Annotated in this window: 17 protein-coding genes; 7 read left to right on the top strand and 10 right to left on the bottom strand. The window is 63.5% G+C overall.

Annotated elements, in window-relative coordinates; genetic code table 11:
* Positions 1 to 18 precede the first annotated feature (18 nt).
* Entirely contained in the window at positions 19 to 2,259 is a 2,241-nt protein-coding gene (gene glgX, locus A3M3_RS25615; RefSeq protein ID WP_035741943.1) for a glycogen debranching protein GlgX, read from the top strand.
* An 84-nt stretch (positions 2,260 to 2,343) separates the two neighbouring features.
* Here the strand turns inward: glgX and A3M3_RS0116495 are convergent, their stop codons facing one another.
* The 4 genes from A3M3_RS0116495 to A3M3_RS0116480 all read right to left on the bottom strand — a co-directional run bounded on the left by A3M3_RS0116495 (position 2,344) and on the right by A3M3_RS0116480 (position 6,226).
* Complete coding sequence (locus A3M3_RS0116495; RefSeq protein WP_028267251.1) at positions 2,344 to 2,877, bottom strand: hypothetical protein; 534 nt, start codon at positions 2,875 to 2,877, stop codon at positions 2,344 to 2,346.
* A 204-nt stretch (positions 2,878 to 3,081) separates the two neighbouring features.
* A complete protein-coding gene (locus A3M3_RS0116490) occupies positions 3,082 to 4,164 on the bottom strand; it encodes an ABC transporter permease (protein WP_028267250.1) in 1,083 nt (360 codons plus the stop codon).
* A 17-nt stretch (positions 4,165 to 4,181) separates the two neighbouring features.
* Positions 4,182 to 5,291 carry an ABC transporter permease gene (locus tag A3M3_RS0116485; protein WP_028267249.1) on the bottom strand — a complete coding sequence of 370 codons (1,110 nt, stop codon included), beginning with the start codon at positions 5,289 to 5,291 and terminating at the stop codon, positions 4,182 to 4,184.
* Entirely contained in the window at positions 5,288 to 6,226 is a 939-nt protein-coding gene (locus A3M3_RS0116480; RefSeq protein ID WP_028267248.1) for an ABC transporter ATP-binding protein, read from the bottom strand. Before A3M3_RS0116480 ends, A3M3_RS0116485 begins: the two co-directional genes overlap by 4 nt.
* A 191-nt stretch (positions 6,227 to 6,417) precedes the next feature.
* Between A3M3_RS0116480 and A3M3_RS0116475 the strand changes: the two genes are divergently transcribed.
* Positions 6,418 to 6,984: a type 1 glutamine amidotransferase domain-containing protein gene (locus A3M3_RS0116475; protein ID WP_028267247.1), complete on the top strand. Its 567-nt coding sequence runs from the start codon at positions 6,418 to 6,420 to the stop codon at positions 6,982 to 6,984.
* 100 nt (positions 6,985 to 7,084) lie between these two features.
* Here the strand turns inward: A3M3_RS0116475 and A3M3_RS0116470 are convergent, their stop codons facing one another.
* The 6 genes from A3M3_RS0116470 to A3M3_RS0116445 form a co-directional block, all read right to left on the bottom strand.
* Positions 7,085 to 8,809, bottom strand: a complete 1,725-nt coding sequence (locus A3M3_RS0116470) for a CocE/NonD family hydrolase (RefSeq protein WP_028267246.1) — start codon at positions 8,807 to 8,809, stop codon at positions 7,085 to 7,087.
* Positions 8,810 to 8,815: 6 nt separating this feature from the next.
* On the bottom strand, positions 8,816 to 9,769 hold the full coding sequence (locus A3M3_RS0116465; RefSeq protein ID WP_028267245.1) for an MBL fold metallo-hydrolase: 954 nt from the start codon (positions 9,767 to 9,769) through the stop codon (positions 8,816 to 8,818).
* The gene (locus A3M3_RS0116460) at positions 9,766 to 10,698 is read right to left on the bottom strand and encodes an alpha/beta hydrolase (protein WP_028267244.1); all 933 of its coding nucleotides are present in this window, start codon (positions 10,696 to 10,698) and stop codon (positions 9,766 to 9,768) included. The genes A3M3_RS0116465 and A3M3_RS0116460 overlap by 4 nt, the downstream gene beginning before the upstream one ends.
* A gap of 15 nt (positions 10,699 to 10,713) precedes the next feature.
* Positions 10,714 to 11,823: an FAD-dependent oxidoreductase gene (locus A3M3_RS0116455; protein WP_028267243.1), complete on the bottom strand. Its 1,110-nt coding sequence runs from the start codon at positions 11,821 to 11,823 to the stop codon at positions 10,714 to 10,716.
* A 79-nt stretch (positions 11,824 to 11,902) separates the two neighbouring features.
* Positions 11,903 to 12,856: a phosphotriesterase family protein gene (locus tag A3M3_RS0116450; RefSeq protein ID WP_028267242.1), complete on the bottom strand. Its 954-nt coding sequence runs from the start codon at positions 12,854 to 12,856 to the stop codon at positions 11,903 to 11,905.
* A 50-nt stretch (positions 12,857 to 12,906) separates the two neighbouring features.
* Complete coding sequence (locus A3M3_RS0116445) at positions 12,907 to 13,917, bottom strand: phosphotriesterase (RefSeq protein WP_028267241.1); 1,011 nt, start codon at positions 13,915 to 13,917, stop codon at positions 12,907 to 12,909.
* A gap of 315 nt (positions 13,918 to 14,232) precedes the next feature.
* Here A3M3_RS0116445 and A3M3_RS0116440 point away from each other — a divergent pair, with 315 nt between their 5' ends.
* The 5 genes from A3M3_RS0116440 (at position 14,233) to A3M3_RS0116420 (ending at position 19,296) form a co-directional block, all read left to right on the top strand.
* Entirely contained in the window at positions 14,233 to 15,960 is a 1,728-nt protein-coding gene (locus tag A3M3_RS0116440; RefSeq protein WP_028267240.1) for an MFS transporter, read from the top strand.
* A gap of 39 nt (positions 15,961 to 15,999) precedes the next feature.
* Positions 16,000 to 17,172, top strand: a complete 1,173-nt coding sequence (locus A3M3_RS0116435) for a cytochrome P450 (protein WP_028267239.1) — start codon at positions 16,000 to 16,002, stop codon at positions 17,170 to 17,172.
* Complete coding sequence (locus tag A3M3_RS0116430; RefSeq protein ID WP_028267238.1) at positions 17,169 to 17,363, top strand: ferredoxin; 195 nt, start codon at positions 17,169 to 17,171, stop codon at positions 17,361 to 17,363. The genes A3M3_RS0116435 and A3M3_RS0116430 overlap by 4 nt, the downstream gene beginning before the upstream one ends.
* Entirely contained in the window at positions 17,360 to 18,574 is a 1,215-nt protein-coding gene (locus tag A3M3_RS0116425) for an NAD(P)/FAD-dependent oxidoreductase (protein WP_035741940.1), read from the top strand. The genes A3M3_RS0116430 and A3M3_RS0116425 overlap by 4 nt, the downstream gene beginning before the upstream one ends.
* 107 nt (positions 18,575 to 18,681) lie before the next feature.
* Positions 18,682 to 19,296: a TetR/AcrR family transcriptional regulator gene (locus A3M3_RS0116420; RefSeq protein ID WP_028267236.1), complete on the top strand. Its 615-nt coding sequence runs from the start codon at positions 18,682 to 18,684 to the stop codon at positions 19,294 to 19,296.
* Positions 19,297 to 19,323: the final 27 nt, after the last annotated feature.

Below are 19,323 nucleotides of genomic sequence, written 5' to 3'. Positions count from 1 at the left end.
GCACGTGAAGGAGAACACATGGACGTTTGGCCAGGATCCGCGTATCCGTTGGGTGCTACTTTCGATGGCACGGGGACGAATTTCGCGTTGTTCAGCGAAAAAGCGGAGAAGGTGGAGTTGTGTCTCTTTGACGAGGACGGGGGCGAGGTCAGCTATACCGTCAGCGAGGTGGATGGTTATGTGTGGCATTGCTATCTTCCGCATGTTCAGCCGGGGCAGAAGTACGGGTACCGGGTGCATGGTGTGTATGACCCGTCTGCGGGTCAGCGTTTCAATCCGAACAAGCTGCTGCTGGATCCGTATGCGAAGGCGGTGCACCGGCAGATCGATTGGGATCCGGCTCTTTTTTCGTACAACATGGGGGATCCGGATTCCCGGAATGATAAGGATTCCGCGCCCCACATGATGATGGGTGTGGTGATCAATCCGTTTTTTGATTGGGCCGGGGATCAGCAGCTTCGGATCCCGTATCACCGTTCCGTGATCTATGAGGCGCACGTGAAGGGCCTGACCCAGCTCCACCCGGAGGTTCCCGAGGAGCAGCGGGGGACGTACGCCGGCGTCGCCCACCCGTCGGTCATTTCCCACTTGCAGAAGCTCGGCATCACGGCCATCGAACTCATGCCCGTCCACCAGTTCGTCAACGACGGCATCCTGCAGGACAAGGGGCTGAACAACTACTGGGGGTACAACACGATCGGGTTCTTCGCCCCGCACAACAGCTACAGCTCCGCGGGGGACGCAGGCCAGCAGGTCCAGGATTTCAAGGCCATGGTCAGGTCCCTCCACCGGGCTGGCATCGAGGTCATTCTCGACGTCGTGTACAACCACACCGCCGAAGGCAACCACCTTGGCCCGACGCTGTCCTTCAAGGGGATCGATAATTCCGCGTATTACCGCCTGGTGGAGGGCGATGAGAAGCATTACATGGACTACACGGGGACGGGTAATTCGTTGAACGTGCGCAGCCCGCATTCCCTGCAGTTGCTCATGGATTCCCTGCGTTATTGGGTCACCGAAATGCATGTCGATGGTTTCCGCTTCGACCTTGCCTCCACGCTGGCCCGGGAGTTCTATGACGTGGACAAGCTTTCGACCTTCTTCGAACTCATCCAGCAGGATCCGGTGGTCTCGCAGGTCAAGCTGATCGCGGAGCCGTGGGACGTGGGTCCGGGCGGCTACCAGGTGGGAAACTTCCCGCCGCAGTGGACGGAGTGGAATGGCCAGTACCGGGACACGGTGCGTGATTTCTGGCGTGGCGAGCCGTCCACCCTGGGCGAGTTCGCTTCGCGGTTGACTGGTTCGGCGGATCTTTACGAGCATTCCGGGCGGCGTCCGGTGGCGTCGATCAATTTCGTCACGGCCCATGACGGGTTCACGTTGGCTGATCTTGTGTCGTATAACGAGAAGCACAACGAGGCCAACGGTGAGGGTAACAATGACGGGGAGTCTCATAACCGTTCGTGGAATTGCGGGGTGGAGGGGCCCACGGAGGATCCGAAGGTCCTGGGTCTGCGGGCCCGTCAGCAGCGGAACTTCATCGCCTCGATGTTGCTGTCCCAGGGTGTTCCGATGCTGTTGCATGGTGATGAGCTGGGCCGGTCGCAGCGGGGGAATAACAATGGTTATTGCCAGGACTCCGAGCTGACCTGGATCAACTGGGACAGCGTGGACCAGCCGCTCGTGGAGTTCACGGCCGCGGTCAGCGCGTTGCGGGCCAAGCATCCCACGTTCCGGCGCAGCCGGTTCTTCGACGGACGTCCGGTACTGCGGGGCGAAGGCGAGAGGCTTCCGGACATCGAATGGTTGGACCCGGATGGAAGCACCATGCAGCCCGAGGACTGGGACAACGGCTTCGGCCGTTCCGTAGGCGTGTTCCTCAACGGCGACGGCATCCAAGGAAAGGACAACCAGGGAAGGCGCATCACGGACGTCAACTTCCTGCTCTACTTCAACGCCCACGACGACGAAGTCAAGTTCAGGCTGCCCTCCGACGAATACGCGCCGGCCTGGGACATCCTGATCGACACCGCGGGGGAGAGCGCCGACTCCACGCCCGTCGAAGCAGACGGCATGATGTCGCTCGCGGCGAAGTCACTCGTAGTGCTTCGTGCGCACAGCGCCCCCGAGGAGGTGCCCGACCACTCCGTAGCCGCGTCCCTGGCAGTGCTGACGCACACGTCGACCGCGGAAACTGCGGCGCTCACCTCACCTACTGTTCCGGATCCCAAGACGACGGGAAAGAAAGCGGACCGGTGAGCAGGATGCCGTAGCAGGAAAAGGGGCGGTCGGTTCAGGAACCGCCCGCCCCTTTTACTGCGGAATGACTATGCCGCAAGGCGGTCAGCGCAGGCCTTTGACAACGTTCTTGGGCCGCTGCATCTCGCCGTGCCTCGCCCCGAGAACGATGACCCATGCCGCGAATGCGGGAATGGTGTACTGCAACAGCTTCAGCTGCTTTTGTGCCGACTGAAGCTCAGCCGAAGCACCTGGCCGAGGCTCGGTGGCACCTTGCGCGCCCTCGTTCGCCATCTTTTCGACATTCTTGCCCAGCATCCCCGCATAGAGCGTCACGGCAGCTCCGATCAACGTCACAGCCGTCTTGTAGACAGTGTTGACGGCGACGCCGTCCTGTTTGGCGATCCGGCCCTTGTTCTCCCATGCGATCGCCAAGTCCGCAATGAGGTGCGTAGCGAAGGCCGCGGTTTGAACGGGTGCCCATTTCATCCAGCCGAGGCTCGACAATCGGATTCGTTCGGAGGGGTCCCTTGCCTCGGCGGCAGCTCCGTTGAGGCCGATAGCTCCCATCAGTGAGCCGCCAAACCAAGCGGCTGCCGTCAGATCGTGTACAGATCGGGCCAGTAGGTTTCCTGCCATGATGTGTTTCCTAACGTAGGGATCAAAACCTGAAGCACGAAAGGTGGTGGCATTACCGCCCGGGTGGACAATGGGAAGGTATCGGCACCATAGCCATGCTTAAGACAAGGTAAGCACACTTACTAATTGAGCGATAGCCACATTGGAACTTGCCGATCCGGGGACGTCGCTACGACACCCCTTATGAGTCGTGTCCATAGCCGGTCAGACGTCGGCCAGCCGTCGGCGAAGAGACATGATTCCCAAAATGAGCCCGCCTGCGGCAGTCAGCAGGAGTACGGCCAGGTCCCGCGCCAGGTTGTCGGTCGACTGGTAGAAGATCGCGGCCTCCAGAGCATCCACGCCGTAGAACGTCGGTGTGAAGTGCGCTATCGTCTGGATCCATCCGGGCAGAAAAGCCGCGACGCCGATTCCCCCGCTCAGGAAGAACAGGTAGATCGCGACGTTGATCCCCGACGCCGACACCGCTGAGAATCGACGCAAGGCGCCTCCCAGTGCCGCGCCTAGACCTGCCGCCGCTAGTGCGATGAGCCCGGTGGCCGCCAGCGCCGGCAGCCAGTACCACCCTGCTGGTCGCAGAAAGCCCGCGATCGCCGAAAGAATCAGTATCACTGCCGCCACCAGCATGGTGGTTACCCAGCATGCCAGGATCTTGCCCGCGATCAGAGTCCCGCGGCTGATCGGCGAGAGAAGCAACGCTTTGATCGTTAGGTCTTCGAATTCCCGGGCGGTGGCCAGCCCGCCGTTGACGACTCCCATGAGCGTCAGGAGCAGTACCAGGATGGGCACCAGCTCAAATTGCACCAAGCCGACGTCGTGGGGCCTCAGATCCGTCTCGGCTACGCCGATCATGATCGGGTTGTCCGGCTGGCTGGCGTAAAAGCGGGTAATCGCGGCCGGCAGCGATCGGCGAAGATCGTTGGTGAAGTCGAGGTTGAGGTTGTTGATCCGGATGTTGACCGGGTCGGGCCGGTGCATCCGGTAGTCGTCGTCGAAGGATGCGGGGATGGTGATGACAGCCGCGACCTGGAGCGTGTCCAGCAGGCCAGAGGCCTCCTCCGAGGTCGCGGGCTGGACGCGGAACGCGTCCGAGTCTTCGAGGATTGACATGAGGCGCTGGGCCTGCGGCCCGTTGTCTTCGGCTACCACGGCCACCGGGTTCCGGCCGGTTGCCCCGGCGACGATGACGATGATCAGCAAGAAGGCGATCGGCGGCAGTAGGCTGACCGCGATCGCCGACGGTGTCCGTGACCACGTCAATATGTCTTTCGCCGCGATGGCAAGCATCGCCCGGAGACCTCCCATCAGTGGGCGAACCCCCGGCGCCCGAACACAAATGCCGTGAGAGCGATCGTTCCCAGCGTGAACCCCGCCAACACGATCGTGTCGACGGCCAGGTCCTGGGTGGCGGTCTGGTAACCGTGGAAGGCGTGTTGGAAGGCGGCAATCGCATAGGTGAGCGGCGATGCGGCGGCGATGGCCCCGGGAATGGCGCCCAGCCAGTTCGCCGGTCCGAACGGCCCGCTCAAAAAGAAGAGCGGCAAGATGCAGGCAATGGAGAGCGGGATTGCTTGCTGGCGTCGACGAACGAGCGTTCCGGCGAGGACGCCGAGGGCAAGGAAGGCTGCGATCATCAGCAGCCCGAATCCGAGCACCTCCAATGGATGGAGCGGCCACACGCCGATCAGCAAAATCACGACTCCAAGCACCAGGACTGCCGACGCGGCCGTGAGGGCTGCCGAGCCGAGCATTTTGCCCAGCCCGATCGCAAGACGGCTCACCGGCGCCAGTGCCAGCTCCTTAATGGTTCCCAGCTCGTAGTCCCTCGCGGCATTGACGCTGCCTTGCAGGATCGATGCGAGCATCAAACCAGCCACGACGATGCTCACGGCGAGATAGGGAATGTAGCCGGTGTCCTGGGCCTGGACGTCGGCCTCGACCGCATTCACGACGACTTGTTCGGGGAACGCATCGGCGTAGAAGGACGTTATCGACAGTGGGACCGCCCGGCGGATGTCGTTGGTGAAATCGACGTTGAGGTTGTTGACCTCGACCGGGATGTCGACCCGGGCTCCGGCACTTAGCGCAGCATCGAAGTCCCGCGGCACCGTCACGACGGCAACGATGCTACCGGCCCGGATCTCACGCTCCGCGTCGGCCGAGGTCGCGGTGTGGATGATAAACGAATGCGAGCCGCCCATAGCTTGAACAAAGCGTTCCGCCAAAGGTCCGTTACCGTTCATCACCACGGCGATCGGAGCTTGACCGCCGCTGATCGCGAACAGCAGGAAGAGCAGCAAGAAGTTGATCGGGATGAGGATGCCGATGATCGCGAAGAGCGGCTCACGGAGGGTTAGGCGGATGTCCGTCGCCGCCACCGCCCGGACTACGCGCAGGTCATGGCGGAGGCTCATTCCCGGAGCTCCTTGCCGGTCAGGCTCAGGAATACTTCGTCCAGGCTTGGCTCCCGGCTCTGGATTTCCTCAAGGCTTGTGGAGCCAACCACCGTCGTCACGATCCTGCCGGTGACATCGGAGCCACCTTCCACGGTGACCATGAGGGAACTGTCGGACACGTTCACGGAGACGACGCCGGCCAACGCACGGACTTCTCGAAGGAGGTCCTCCCCGGGAGCCGGTCGAGTGCGCATTTCGACCACGGTGTCACCGAAGCTGCGCCGCAGCTTCGACGGCGAGTCGAGCGCCACCAGTCGGCCGTGATCGATGATGGCCAAACGGTCGCAGAGGACGTTTGCCTCCTCGAGGTAGTTGGTGGTGATGAGCACCGTGGTACCCCGCTCCTTGAGCTCCAGGATCCGGTCCCAAAGCGCCCGTCTGCTCTGCACGTCAACCCCCAGCGCGGGCTCGTCGAAGTAGAGCAGCTCGGGGTCGTGGAGTAGCGCCCGCACAAGGGCCAGCCGCCGTTTCATGCCCCCGGAAAAGGTGGAGACGCGGCTTTTCCTGCGATGCTCCAGCTGCGCAAGATCGAGCAGAGCGGTGATCTTCTTGTCGAGACCTTGCCGGGGCACGTCGAAGAGGTCTGCGTGAAAACGGAGGTTTGCTTCGGCGGTGAGCTCCTCGTAGAGGGCGTTCTCCTGCGGCACGGTCCCCAGCCGGCGTCGTATGCTTCGCGGATCCTTCAACAGGTCGATGTCCAAGACCCTGACCTCGCCCGAGCTTGGGCGGCTCAGGCCGCTGATCATGTTGATGATAGTGGTCTTGCCCGATCCGTTGGGCCCGAGGAGGCCGAAAATCTCTCCGCGCTCAACTCGCAGACTGAGGTCGTCGACGGCGGTAAAGGAGCCGAATCGCTTTGTGACGCCCATGAGCTCGATAGCGGTTTCGCCCATGCCTCTGCCTCCTCTTGTATGACGGCGTCACGGCTCCATGATGAGATGGCGCCGAACAGAATACAAGCGGTCGAGATAGTCAGCTTGCTGATTACTTCGCGCTTTCCTAGGCTGGATCCCGTCAGGCAAACAACTCTCACGGCGGTAGGCGTTGCAGTCAGGTATGCCCGCCGCCCCTTGGAGGAGAAAAAATGTCAGAACACAGCATCGCAGGCAAGAAGGTTGCGTTCTTGGTGACGGACGGTGTCGAGCAGATTGAGCTCACCGATCCGTGGCAGGCCGTGAAGGATGCCGGCGGCCAGCCCGCCCTGATTGCGCCGTCCAAGGGCCGTATCCAGGGTTTCAAGGACACAGATAAAGGCGATACCTTTGCCGTCGACCTGACGGTGGCCGAAGCCGACGCGTCGGACTTTGCGGCGTTGGTACTCCCTGGCGGGGTGGTGAACGCAGACCACCTCCGTGTCGATAAAGACGCGCAGACCTTCACTCGCGCCTTTTTTGAGCAGCACAAGCCCGTGGCATCGATTTGCCACGGGCCGTGGTTGCTGATCGAAGCCGGTGTGGTGCGCGGCCGCAATGTCACCTCGTACCACACGCTTCAGACGGACTTGCGTAACGCAGGCGCGCACTGGAGCGATGAAGAGGTCGTGGTAGACCAAGGCCTCGTCACGAGCCGTCATCCGGGTGATCTTCCGGCTTTCAACAGCAAGCTCTTGGAGGAAATCTCGGAGGGTCGGCACGCCGGCCAGACCGCCTAGGTTCCGGTCGACGACGGGTAGCCGCGGTCAGCCTGGGCCTGGGCTGACCGCGGCGGATTCCCGGGTGCGGGTTCGTGCGGTGAGGGGATGAAGCCCCCGGCTATTGGGCCTCTCGTGTTGTGATGGGCAGGACGAGGCGGGATTGATGGGCAGCGTCGCGGTAGATCTTGTGGGTGACGGGCCGGCCCACCGGGAGGTGGAAGGCGTCCGGGGGGAGCAAGGCGTTGTGTTCATCTGCCAGCGGTTCGCCGTTGGAGAGTTCGGCCACGAGGCGGTGTCCGGGCTTGAAGGTGTTGGCAAAGGGGTAGAGCCGCAGCACGTATTCCTCGATCGTCCCCGGCTCCACTGGCACGGATGCTGTGTGTGGGTGGTATGGGTTGCCTTCTGTGGTCCGGTGGTCCAGTTCGCGATGTGAGGCTTTGAGGTAGCCGGTGGTGATGAGCTGGCGTTTGCTGTTCGGGGCAGTGTCCCAGAGGCGAAGGATGAAGTTGGTGTCGCTCTGGTCGATTTCGACGAAGATGTGTGCGGCGCCGGTGCCGATCATCTCGGTGTCGTTTTCGAACGGGGCGGTGCTCCACGAGAGGATTTCGACCTTGTCCGTTACTGTCAACGGCGCTTGGTAGAAGCCGTCCGGGGCGGCGTATTCGGCTCCCATTGGTTCAGGCTCTTCAGAGAGCTTGTGCCGCGGGCGCAAGTACAGGGACTTGTATTCGATATCTTTCGGCGGCCATTGCTCCGCCGTCACTACCTCGCGGGAGCCCTCCACGAAGACGCTCACGGCCGGTTCGTCCATGACTCCGTTGTCGATGCCCTTGATCCAGTAGTCGTACCAGCGGAACATTTTGTCGTGTTCTTCGATGAAGGGGCGCGATTGCATGGGCGGGTAGGGGCCTATGGTGAGTTTTTTCGGACCCTTCAGGGTGTTGTACAGCTCGATGGTGCCGTCAAGGGTCCACCCGCGGCCCTGGTCGAGTTGCAGCCAGACCGGGATGTCGATGTTGGGCGCGAGCGTGATGGGGTTGCGCTCTTCATACCAGTCCCCGTCGAGTTCGTTCATCACGATGTCGAACCAGGCTTCGTGGTTTTTGGGGTAGTTCAGGACATGCACCAGGTTTGGCCAGGCGGCGATGTCCGGGTCCTGCAGTCGCTCGTCGACGAGCTTCTTCAGCTCTTCGGGGGAGTGTTGTTCGATCATGCGGGATTTCACGTTGTCGGTGAATGCCCACCCCGAGTCTCCTCCGCGGCCTTCGCGGGCGGCGCGGGGCATGAACCACATGATGCCGCCGTGGTAGGTGGTTTCGTAGAAGTCGTAGTGACCGCCGGAAACGAAGATCGCTTTGAGGTGGGGTGGGCGTTCAGCGGCGGCGAGTACCTGCATGGAGCCGAAGTAGGAGATGCCCACCATGCCGACGTTGCCGTCGCACCACGGCTGGTCGGCGACCCACTCGATGAAGTCGTAGGCGTCCTGGCCGAGGGAAACACCGCCGGCGTTGTAGTTGCCGATGTGCTCGCCGCCGGAGAAACCCGAGCCGCGAAGGTCGCCGATGACGTGGACGTATTCCTCCTTGACGATGCGGGCGATGTCGCCGGCCTCGATGCAACCGTCCCACATCGGGCTGGGCCGTCGCTGCGGGGGAGTGGTGAGGGCAAGGGCCTGCAGCTCCTTGCCGTAAGGGCTCAGGGCGACCAAGGCCGGGCGCGGCTTGTCCTCGGGGCCGTGGTACGCGTCCGCTGCAAGTTCTACTCCGTCGCGCATCGGAACCCGGAGGTCCTTGCGGACAGCAATAGTTTGCCCGCTCGCGTTCAGCAACTGAAAGTCATCCATGAGTGTTTACTCCTCATCTTCGGTCGAATGGTCCAACGTCGTGCGGTATCCGTGGAGGGTGGTGAAGAACGGGGCGGGTTCCAGTGTGGGGTCCCCGGCGTAACCGAGGTCTTCGGCCACGCGTGCGAAGGGAGAATACGGCGAGTCCGTATTCTGCAGGCCGGAGGCCAAGCAATCGCAGGCCGCATTTTTGACCCTGGCTTCGATCTCCAAGCTCCCTTGAAGCGCTTCCCGGGCCTGTCCGGCGTCGAGCTCTACGCCGTAGGGCGTTCCGTCTTCGCGGCGGTACGGGTGCCCCAGATACAAGTGCCGCGGACGGATTTCATCCCGCAGGTATTCAAGGCTTGAGCGGTAGCCGACCGGGTCCACGAACCCCGGGAAGCCGTTGGCCGCGCCGTGGACCTGGACCGCGTCCCCGACAAACACGTCATTCTGTCCGTCGAGGACGTACGCGACCGACCCCGGAGTGTGGCCCGGAATCGAGTGGACCGAAACGGTCACGTCCCCGCCCAACGAGAGGGACTCACCACCCCGGACTAACAGCGTCGGGTCCATCTCGCCCGAGATAACGGCATTCGTGGCCGCAGTCAGCTTCGCCTCGCCGTCGGGATCATGCAAATACTGCGCCCGTCCGGAAAGGTATTCGTCCACATGGACCCGGCGGGAGCGCAAAAATGGTGCGTCGGCCTCATGGATGACCACCTGGGCGCGGCGTCCGGTGAGTTCCCAGAGGGCGTATGCCCCGCCGATGTGGTCGATGTGTCCATGGGTCAGCAGGATCCAGCGGACGTCCTCGATCCGGCGGCCGATCGCCTCCAGTGCCGGCACCATGCCTTTGGCAGGGGAGGACGCGATCCCCGTGTCGACGATGGCCGGCTCCGGGGAGTCGATGAAGAAGCTGTAGAGGCCGAACCGGCCCCACGGCGAGACCAGGGGATGTACAGCAACCGGCTTCGTCATTGCCCGGGCCTCGCGTTCAGGAATTCACCTGTCTCCTCGAATGCCCGGTAGAACTCCGGAATCCAAGAGAAGTTCTGGACAAAACCGTGGTTGGCGCCTGAATAGCGGCTCACTTTTGTCTCGACGCCGGCTTCCGCCAAGCGCTGGCCGTAAAGTTCACCCTCGTCACGGAGGGGATCGAACTCGGCCGTGATGATGAGTGCAGGTGGAAGGCCCGCAAGGTCTGCCCTTTTGATGGGGGAGACGAGGGGATCCGCCGGGTCCGCGCCGCTCTCGACGTAGAAAGAGTTCCACGGCCTGAGGCCGATCGTCTCGAGCCCGTACCCCCGCGCGTTTTCCTGCAGCGACGCGTAACGCTCGACGTCGAAGTCCAGGTCCAGCGAGGGATAGAACAGGATCTGATGGGTGATCCGGTTGAATCCGTAGTCGTGGGCTTTAGCAGCGACCGCCGCGACGAAATTGCCGCCCGAGCTGTCGCCGGCGATCGCGAGGTTCTTCCCGTCCCACTTCAGACTTTCGCGTTCCCCGGCAGCCCAGCGGACCACCCCGTAGCAGTCATCAAGCCCTGCCGGGAACGAGGCTTCGGGTGCCAAGCGGTAGCCCACCGAGATGACCTTGTGGCCGGTTTCCTTCGCCAGAGACCGTGCCACATGGTCGTGGGTGTCCAGGCTGCCCAGGAAGAACGCCCCGCCGTGGAAGTACACCAGCAGACCATAAGAGTCCGCCTCCACCGGCGTGTAGATCCGGATGGCGACCTCGCCGATCGCCGTCGCGGCCGTCGCATCTTCGACGGCTGCGAGCGGCAGGCGGTCCGCCGCGGGGGTAACCCGTTGCTCCTCGGCGGCCCGCATCGTGGCCGGATCCGGACGGGTGCCGTCAGCCGGCGGGATGTGGTCGAGGATCTCGGCGATCTGCGGATGGATAGGCATCTTGCGACCTCCGTCTTACTGCTTGGCCGGGAATGCGGATTCCACGGCGTCGGCGTGCCAGCCTTGGCGCGACACACGCTGCAGCTCGTCCGTCAGCGGCTTCCGGGTGGCCTCGTAGATCGCCAGCGCGTCCTTGACGGAGTCGCCCTGCAGGAGTGCGTCGGCGAACCCGCCGGCGTCCAGGATCGCCGAGTTGGCGCCCTGGCCCTGGTGGTGGAGCATCGCGTGGGCAGCGTCGCCGAGCAGCGCAACGGAGTCGGTGTGCCATGAGTCCAGGGGATCGATGTCGAACACCGAACGGCTCGTCACCTGGCTCAAGTCGAGCTCCCGGGCGACCTGGATGATCCGCTCGTCGAATCCTTCGAGGATCTTCTCCAAGTACTCATGGGTGATTTCCGGCGCCCACGAGGCGTCGTCAGACGGGGCCGTGATGTCGTAGGAGAGTTGCCCGCGGTGGCGCAGCGGCAGGTTGTACGCGATCGTGCCGTTCTCGCCCATGTAGAAGCGCGGGTTGTCGTCGGTGACGAGGCCGTGGGCGTCTTCGATGGAAATGACCGCGCGGTAGGCGTGCTCGCCGGAGAACACCGGTTCCTTCTGCGAGAACAGCTGGTTGCGCACGGTCGAGCGGATGCCGTCGGCGCCGATGACGAGGTCGGCCGTGATGACCTCGCCGTTTTCGAAGGTCAGGGTCGCGTGGTCGCCGTTGTCCTCGATGGTCTCCAGCTTGTAGCCAAGGTGCACCATTCCCTCGGGGAGCACGCTCAGCAGGGCGTCGATGAAGTCCCCGCGGTGGATCATGCGGTTGTGGTTGACCTTCTCGTAGGCGTGCAGGAATGGCCACTCCTCGTTGGCGAGGACGTGCTTACCGTCCGCACTGAGGATCTCGAGGTGGTCGCTGGGCGAGCTCACCGCGGCAATCGCGTCGAAGATGCCCCACTGGCGGAACAGTTCGACGGTCGGCGGGCGCAGGCCGATGCCGGCACCAACCTGGCCCAACGCGGGCGCCTGCTCATAGACGTGGACGTTCTCCGCGCCGATATTCTGCAGGGCCTTGGCAACAGCAGCGCCGCCGTAGCCGCCGCCGATGATGGCGATGTTGAGGTTTTTGATGTCTTGAGCCTTCATTGCTTAAGTCACTTTCTTGACAATTCTTGGCCAAGGCCAAGTCTCGGGAAACGGGTGGGTTGTGGGGTCTGCCCTGAAGTCAGACGTCCAGCGAAAGGAAGTCGGCCGGGTTGGTTTCGAGGAGGAGTTTGAGGGTTGCGTCGTCGATGCCGGCCTCGCGCATATCCGGGATCATGTCCTCGAAGATGTAGTTGATGGTGTGGCCCTTGACGCCTGGCCAGCCCAGCGGGCTGCAGTTGGCGTCGGCGGAGACGAGGAGTTTGTCTGCGTAGCCTTTGTTGACGAGGTTTACGAAGTGCTGCATGCGTTCGGCGCGTTTGCGGCCCCAGAAGGGCGGATCGGGAAGTTCGAGGTCGTAGCCGAAGGTGTCGAAGCCGATCCGTCCGCCTTGTTCGTAGATCCAGTCGTGCGGGGTGATCGGGGCGTTGAGTCCGTCGTCGGCGTGGCCGAAGAGCACGCGGTCCAGGGAGAGGCCTTCTTCGTTGAAGATGGCCACGGCTGGTTCGGGGTCGATGGCCAGGTGGGTCAGGATCGGTGCACCCGTGACGACGGCGGCGCGGGCCGCGGCCCGGTAGATGCGTTTGTCCAGCTCCGTCATTCGTCCGCCGCGGCTTACGCCGACCTTGATGACGCCGGCCTTGGCGCCGGTGTTTCCGATGCCGACGGTGATCTCGTGGATGAACACTTTCGTGAGGTAGTCCACGGTGGCGCGGGAGAAGTGCGGCAGTGCGGTGTCGCCGCCGACGAACCCGGTGCAGGCCACGATGTGCACGCCCGTTTTTCGTGACAGAGACTTGTAGTAGTCGACGTCGCGGCCGTTGCAGATACCCGTGGCGTCCACGAAGGTGCCACCGCCGTATTCGCGGAACTTCCGCAGCTTGGGCACGGTTTCTTCATAGGCTTGTTCCGGAGTCTTCCACCATTTGCTGTCCAGTTCGGATCCGGGCATGCCGTAGCCGATGTGTTCGTGGACCGCCACGATTTCCAGTTCTTCGGCCGGAATGGTTCCCAGCACTGTGTTGACCTTGGTCATTGGTTCACCTCAGGAGTTCGAAAGCTTGTTGTCGGTGGGCGGGGGAGTGCTTAACGCACGGTGAGTAGCTTGCGCGGGTTCTCCGCGAGGATGCGCTGGGCGTCTTCCTCGCTCAAGCCGTGGGCCTTGAGGTGGGGTATGAACGTGGCCAGGACGTGGCTGTAGGGCAGGTCGTATTCCGGAACGCCCTTGGCGACTCCGATCGAGTTTCCCGAAAGGATGATTTTGTCGGCGTGACCGGCCTGCACGAGTTCGAGTACCAGTTCGGTGCGTTCGTGGTCGGTGAGGTAGTCCGGATGGTCATTCAAGCCCACGTGGTCGATGCCGACGAATGCTCCCCGGCGAGCCACTTCGAGGGCGGAGCCGGCGGCGTCCTTGCGGTCCAGCCCGCCCACGAGTACCCGGTCGGCCCCGATCTGCTCGTCCAGGACGATGTCCAGGTCGTGCAAGGCGGCGGCGCCGAAGCGGATGGAGACGGGGACACCGGTGTTCTTCGCGGCGCGGGCGGAGCCGCGGAACAGGCTTTCCTCGGTGGGGGTCATCCCGGCGCGGTCGGCGATGGTGGTCACGATGCCGGCGGCGGCGCGGCGTTCGAGCCGGGGGACCACCATTCCCTCGGTGACTTCCTTGCCGAAGAGATCGCTGAACTTGTCGGCCGGCCACGGGGTGGGTGGATTGGTCTGCGGCGTAAGGAAGTATCCGCCGAGTTCTTCCTCCGGGCCCAGGCCTGTGGAGGCGATGATGTGGACGCCGGTGGAGCGGGAAAGTGCCTCGTAGAGTTTGAGGTCGCGGCCGTGGAACATTCCGGTGCTGTCAACGATCGTTTGCCCGCCGTGCTCGCGGAAGTCCGTGAGTTTCGCGGCCAGGGCCTGGAAGATCTCTGCCCGGTCCATGGAGATGTCGGGAGCGTATTGGGCGCCCGGGAGCACTGACAACAAGGCCTCGTGGACCGCGACAATGCCCAATTCCGTCGCGGGTACGGGACCCAGGACCGTATTGACGGTCCGCCCATCGGCGGTATGGAACGCGTCGCCGGTATCGACGGGTACGGTGTGGCTCACTTGGCTTCTCCCTTGAAGATCGGGTTCTGAATGCAGGGGCGCCGCGGAGTGTGACCATGCCGTCGCTCCGTTGCGGTGTTGTCAGCCTCACACATTTCTTTACATCGTGTCAAGGAAATGTTCGCAACGTACATTTACTTCTCGAAAAACAGAACATGAAGCCAACGCTACGTAAGCCATCTTGACATCATGTAAAGGTTGGCTTCAGAATGTGGGGAGCGCCACATCTCTCCGGCCGATGCCGGCCCATACCTCGGTGGGCACCAGTCTTGGCGCCCCATCAGAGGATCGAACGGAAACAAGGGAGTTTCATCGATGAGTCAGACCATTTCCGTAGCGAGCCGCGGCTCGGTACGGGCCACTTTCGTGGCCGCCTACAGTGCGGTAACCCTCGCACAGATCACTAACGCATTGCCAGGGGCCCTCAGCGGCACCTTTGCCGTGGAATTCCACACCTCGGGTGCCGGACTGACCTGGATCGCGGGCATGTTCCTGATGGGCATTGTTGTGTTCGAGCTCAGCTGGGGACTCCTGGGCGACATGTTCGGACGCAAGAAGCTGCTCTACGTCGGCGCTGCCGTCAGCATCGTCGGCTCCGTCATGGCCGCGATGGCGCCCACCACAGACATGATGATCGTGGCGCAGGCCATCGGCGGGATCGGGGCCGGCATCCTCTTTCCCATATCGCTTTCCATGATCGCGGCGATCACTCCGGACCACCGTGCCCGGGCAAAGGTCATCGCCACCTGGGCAGGGTTCCTGTCGCTGGGCGCGGTGATTTCCCCGATGCTCGCCGGGTTCACGGCGCAGTTCTTCACCGTGCCCGGTGGTGCGCCGGGCGCCCCGAACGCCTTCAGTGGCTGGCGCGCAGCCTATTTGGTTGCGGCCGCTGTCGCCGTGCTCGTGCTTCTCATCGCGGTCAAGGCAAAGGATTCCGCGGCGGCCGAGGGACGGAAACTGGACCTGCCCGGCCAGGTCACTCTCGCACTCGGCCTCATTGCCGTCCTTTACGCCACGGTGACGGCGGTTGACGCCGGCTTCGGCAGCGCGCAGGTGATCGCAAGCTACATCGCTGGCGGAATCCTGCTGCTCGCCTTCGTCGTCATCGAATCACGCACCGCGCAGCCACTGATCCACCTGTCGCTGTTCAAGAACAGCTCCTACTCCATTACCGGCATTGTGGCAGTCACCGGTATGTTCGCCTTCCTCGCGATCTGCTTCAGCACGAGCGTCGCCGTCAGCGGCCTGGCGCTGGCCGAGACCTGGAAGATCGGAGTACTTTTCGTCTTCATCCAAGGTCCGGCATTCGCGTTCATTCCGGTTGTCGGATGGCTCATCCACCACGTTGCGCCACGCTGGGTGCTCACGGCCGGTTTCGCTCTCATGGCAGTCTCCGGTTTCTGGCTTTCGACGTTCGCCCTAGGCACTCCAGAGACCTTCGGGGGCACCCCGTGGACGACGTTCATTCCGCCGCTGCTGCTACTGGGTATCGGCTTCGCCCTTACGGTTGGCTCGGTGACCGCCGTGGCCATCAACACCGTCCCCGCCCAGCAAATCGGCATGGCATCCGCCACGACGAATCTCTTGCGCGACCTTGGCTTCGCGCTCGGCCCCGTCATCGGCTCGGCCATCGCCTTCGGCATTGGAGCCACGGTCTTCGCGGGTCCCCTTGCCGGGATCCTCGGGGTGGCAGGTCTGCCCGCAGATGCGGTGGCCGGGCTGGTATATGTGCCACCGTTGGGCTTCCTCTCAGGCTGGGACGGCGTCGTCGCCCAATTCTCCGGCCAAGCAGCGGCAAGCGGCGCGCCCGCCCAAGCGGTCGACGGCATGGTCAAGGCACTCGTCGCCGCCAAGCCACATATCCAGGGCGTCGCCGGGACCTCCCTGGGCCAGGGTTTCCAGACTGTCTACCTCTCCGCGGGCATCGCTGCGACCCTCTCCGCCATTCTCACTCTCTTCATCTCCGCACGGTCCTCGGCGCCTACCGCCGACGCCATTGCGGAGACCACCGAAGCAAACGAGGAGGCCGCCGTCATCGATTGACGGACGGCTTCACCCCCTACTATCCACAAGGAGAACACCGTGACTGCACCCATCGAGTCAGACATCGACATCTGGGATGACGACGTCCTCGTCGACCCCTATCCCACCTATGCCGCGCTCCGCGAGCAGGCTTCAGTGGTCCACCTTCCGAAGAACGATCTGTACGTCTTGACGCGCTACGACGTCATCCGCGACGCCCTCGGCGACCCCGAAGCCTTCTCCTCCACCAGCATCGGATTCAACCCCATGGTGAACGAGGCGCTACAGGGCACCTCCCTGGCCTCCGACCCGCCCATTCACACGCAGCTCCGCGCCACCTTGTCCCAGAACCTCACCCCGCGAGCCCTCCGTGGCCTCAAAGTCGTCATCGACGAAAAGGCCGACAAGCTCGTCGCGGAACTGGCCGCGAGCGGCAGCTTCGAGGCCATTGACGCCTTGGCCCGTGCCTTCCCGATCGAAATCGTCGCCGACCTCATTGGCTTCAGCGGTCACGTCAAGGACAACATGCTGCGCTGGGGCCAGGCTGCGATGCAGGTCATCGGCCCGCTGAACCAGCGCACCCAGGAGAGCTTCCCGATCGCCGGCGAGCTTTACGGCTGGTGCTCCTCGGTCACCGCGGACGACCTCACGCCCGGCTCCATCGGGCGCGGCATCTTTGACGCCGAGACCCGCGGCGACATTCCCGCGGGCTCCGCGGGCCACATCATCCACCAGTACCTCGGAGCCGGCGTCGACACGACCATCGCCTCTATCGGCAACATCGTTGCGCTGTTTGGTCACCACCCCGATCAGTTCGAGCTGGTCCGGGAGAACCCGGAACTCGTTCCCGCCGCGTTCGCTGAAGTGCTCCGCTACTGGGCGCCGGTCCACATCTGGGGCCGGAAGGCAACCCGCGATGTGGAAATCGATGGAGTCACGATTCCTGCAGGTGCCCAGGTGGGCATCTTGTTCGGCGCCGGCAACCGGGATCCGCGCCACTATGAGAATCCCGACACCTTCGACGTGAAACGCAACCCCGTGGACCACCTCTCGTTCGGCTACGGGCCGCATGGCTGCGCCGGGCAGGGCCTCGCGAAGCTCGAGGCGCACGCGATCATCGAAGCGCTTGCCCGAAGGGTAAAGACCCTGGTCCTCTCCGACGAGGCCCGCGAGCCCAGCAATATAACGCGGAGCTTCGAGGTGCTCCAGGTTGAAAAGGTGGTGGCAGCATGAGGATCGAACTGGACCGTCCCCGCTGCGAGGGTCACGGCCTGTGCGAGGAGGCAGCGCCCGCGCTGATGCACCTGGATGACGACGGCGAATTGGTCATCGATGTGCCGGAAGTGGATGGGTCCGATCTTGACGCCGCGAAGGCTGCGGTCAGGGTTTGCCCGGTCGCCGCGCTCCGATTGGCCGCGGCATGACCATGCGCAGGATTGTGGTGGTCGGCAACGGAATTGCCGGTCTCACGGCGTGCGATTCGCTCCGCTCGGCAGGTTTCGACGGTGAGTTGACGGTGGTGGGCGCGGAACGCCACCATCCGTATAGCCGCCCGGCCCTGTCCAAGGCGCTGCTGCACGGCGTCGATGGGGTGGGTGCCGACGGGAACAGCGAGGGCGCGCTGCAGGCGCACGAACTTCCCGAGCCGGGCCACGAAGCAAGGGAGTTGCTCGGCGTCAGCGCCGCGGGTCTGGACGTCGACGCCCGGCTGGTTCATCTGGACGGAGGCGATGACCTGCCGTATGACGGCCTTGTTATCGCCTCCGGTTCCAGGGCGAGGCGCCTTACGGCGGGAGTGCAAGGGAATAGCTCCTCGCGCGAGCTCACCTTGCGCACCATCGAGGATGCCATCCTGCTCAGGGAACGCCTCGCATCGCGTCCCTCAGTCGTCGTGGTCGGTGGCGGACCACTCGGAATGGAAGTCGCCTCAGGCTGCCTGCACGTTGGCTGCGAAGTCACGCTCGTCTCCGACGCCAAACCACTCTCGCGCCAGCTTGGCGACCATCTGTCGGACATGTTCACCTCCGCCGCCATCCGGCGCGGACTGCGGGTGGTTGCCGGCGGGCAGGCCCGCTTGCTGGACGACGACGCCGGGACACGGGTTGTCCTGGCCGACGGCAGCGAGCTCCGGGCCGATCTCGTGGTCACCGCAATTGGCGACGAACCGAATGTCGGCTGGTTGGCCGGCTCGCAGCTACTGACCGACGGGTCGCTGCGCGTCGACTCGCGTGGACGGCTGCGGCCGGACATCGTGGCTGCCGGCGATGTGGCGTTCTTCCCCACCCGCTACGGCGTTCAACGGGTTCCCCTGTGGACGAGTGCCATCGACCAGGCGAAGAACGCTGCGCTCGGACTTCTCCAAGGCGAAGCTGCGCCCGAGTTTACCTTCCAGCCGTACTTCTGGACCGAGGGTTTCGGCCTCTCGCTCAAGGCTGTCGGGTTCACGCCGGTGGTCGGGACGCCCGACTATTGCGAGCCGGGCGATGGCGGAGACTCGGTGCTCCTGCGCTGGCAGAACGACGACGGATTCGGCACCGCCGCCGCGGTCAATTACCGGATTCCGATCCCCAAACTGCGCCGCTTGGCTGATGTCGGTCCCGGGGCGCTGCGTCGGGAGGCGCCCCTAAAGCTCTGAAACCGGATCTTGCTTCACCGTCTTGACAGCGTGTCAGGGCGATTGCCGTCGCGCATCTTTCGCGCTTGCTGCGGACGGTCGCCTCACACCACCGATAGGATTGCCTTATGTCCTCCCTGCGAGAAGCCCAGAAGCAGCTGACGCGCGACACCATCGTGGAACGTGCGCTTGAGCTCTTCACGAAGAAGGGTTACGGCGCGACGACCATCGATGAAATCGCCGCGGCGGCCGGTACCACCCGGGTGACCTTCTATGCCTACTACCCTTCACGCAGCGACTTGATGAAGGACTTCATGGCGCGCGTCAATGCCGTCCTCGATCGTGCGGACGGCCCTGATCGTATGTCGACCGCCCCCGATCTCGTCGAGGTGGTGCGCGTCGGCGAGCTCGAGGGCATCCTTGCGTGGCTCGAGTCGCGCGCCGCGCTATGGCCGGTCTTCCGTCCGTACCTTGACGTGCTTGACGAAGCCGCCGCAGTCGATCGTGAGGTTCGGGACTTGGTGGAAGGGTGGCATGAGGAGGTCATTTCCGACATCGTCCGCGGCCTACAACTCGCCGGACGTTTCTCTGAGGAGACGCACCGCATCCGCGGAACACTCGCCTTCACGCAGCTCGACTTTGTCGCCACACTGTGGACACGACGCAAGCTCGAACCAAACCGCGACCATGCCCTCGAGGTGCTCGCCGACAGTTGGTATCACCTTCTCTGCGACGAAGGCTAGGACAGGCTGCCGCCCGGTGCGGCGGTC

The organism is Arthrobacter sp. MA-N2, from assembly GCF_000517125.1.
GTDB lineage: Bacteria > Actinomycetota > Actinomycetes > Actinomycetales > Micrococcaceae > Arthrobacter > Arthrobacter methylotrophus.
Note: the sequence above shows the minus strand (reverse complement) of the source record. Positions and strands in the feature narration are given on the sequence as shown.

What these genes read in the sequence shown, in the direction of transcription:
- glgX (WP_035741943.1), top strand. Translation starts at nt 19, where the DNA reads ATGGACGTTTGGCCAGGATCCGCGTATCCGTTGGGTGCTACTTTCGAT.
- A3M3_RS0116495 (WP_028267251.1), bottom strand. Translation starts at nt 2,877, where the DNA reads ATGGCAGGAAACCTACTGGCCCGATCTGTACACGATCTGACGGCAGCC.
- A3M3_RS0116490 (WP_028267250.1), bottom strand. Translation starts at nt 4,164, where the DNA reads ATGCTTGCCATCGCGGCGAAAGACATATTGACGTGGTCACGGACACCG.
- A3M3_RS0116485 (WP_028267249.1), bottom strand. Translation starts at nt 5,291, where the DNA reads ATGAGCCTCCGCCATGACCTGCGCGTAGTCCGGGCGGTGGCGGCGACG.
- A3M3_RS0116480 (WP_028267248.1), bottom strand. Translation starts at nt 6,226, where the DNA reads ATGGGCGAAACCGCTATCGAGCTCATGGGCGTCACAAAGCGATTCGGC.
- A3M3_RS0116475 (WP_028267247.1), top strand. Translation starts at nt 6,418, where the DNA reads ATGTCAGAACACAGCATCGCAGGCAAGAAGGTTGCGTTCTTGGTGACG.
- A3M3_RS0116470 (WP_028267246.1), bottom strand. Translation starts at nt 8,809, where the DNA reads ATGGATGACTTTCAGTTGCTGAACGCGAGCGGGCAAACTATTGCTGTC.
- A3M3_RS0116465 (WP_028267245.1), bottom strand. Translation starts at nt 9,769, where the DNA reads ATGACGAAGCCGGTTGCTGTACATCCCCTGGTCTCGCCGTGGGGCCGG.
- A3M3_RS0116460 (WP_028267244.1), bottom strand. Translation starts at nt 10,698, where the DNA reads ATGCCTATCCATCCGCAGATCGCCGAGATCCTCGACCACATCCCGCCG.
- A3M3_RS0116455 (WP_028267243.1), bottom strand. Translation starts at nt 11,823, where the DNA reads ATGAAGGCTCAAGACATCAAAAACCTCAACATCGCCATCATCGGCGGC.
- A3M3_RS0116450 (WP_028267242.1), bottom strand. Translation starts at nt 12,856, where the DNA reads ATGACCAAGGTCAACACAGTGCTGGGAACCATTCCGGCCGAAGAACTG.
- A3M3_RS0116440 (WP_028267240.1), top strand. Translation starts at nt 14,233, where the DNA reads ATGAGTCAGACCATTTCCGTAGCGAGCCGCGGCTCGGTACGGGCCACT.
- A3M3_RS0116430 (WP_028267238.1), top strand. Translation starts at nt 17,169, where the DNA reads ATGAGGATCGAACTGGACCGTCCCCGCTGCGAGGGTCACGGCCTGTGC.
- A3M3_RS0116425 (WP_035741940.1), top strand. Translation starts at nt 17,360, where the DNA reads ATGACCATGCGCAGGATTGTGGTGGTCGGCAACGGAATTGCCGGTCTC.
- A3M3_RS0116420 (WP_028267236.1), top strand. Translation starts at nt 18,682, where the DNA reads ATGTCCTCCCTGCGAGAAGCCCAGAAGCAGCTGACGCGCGACACCATC.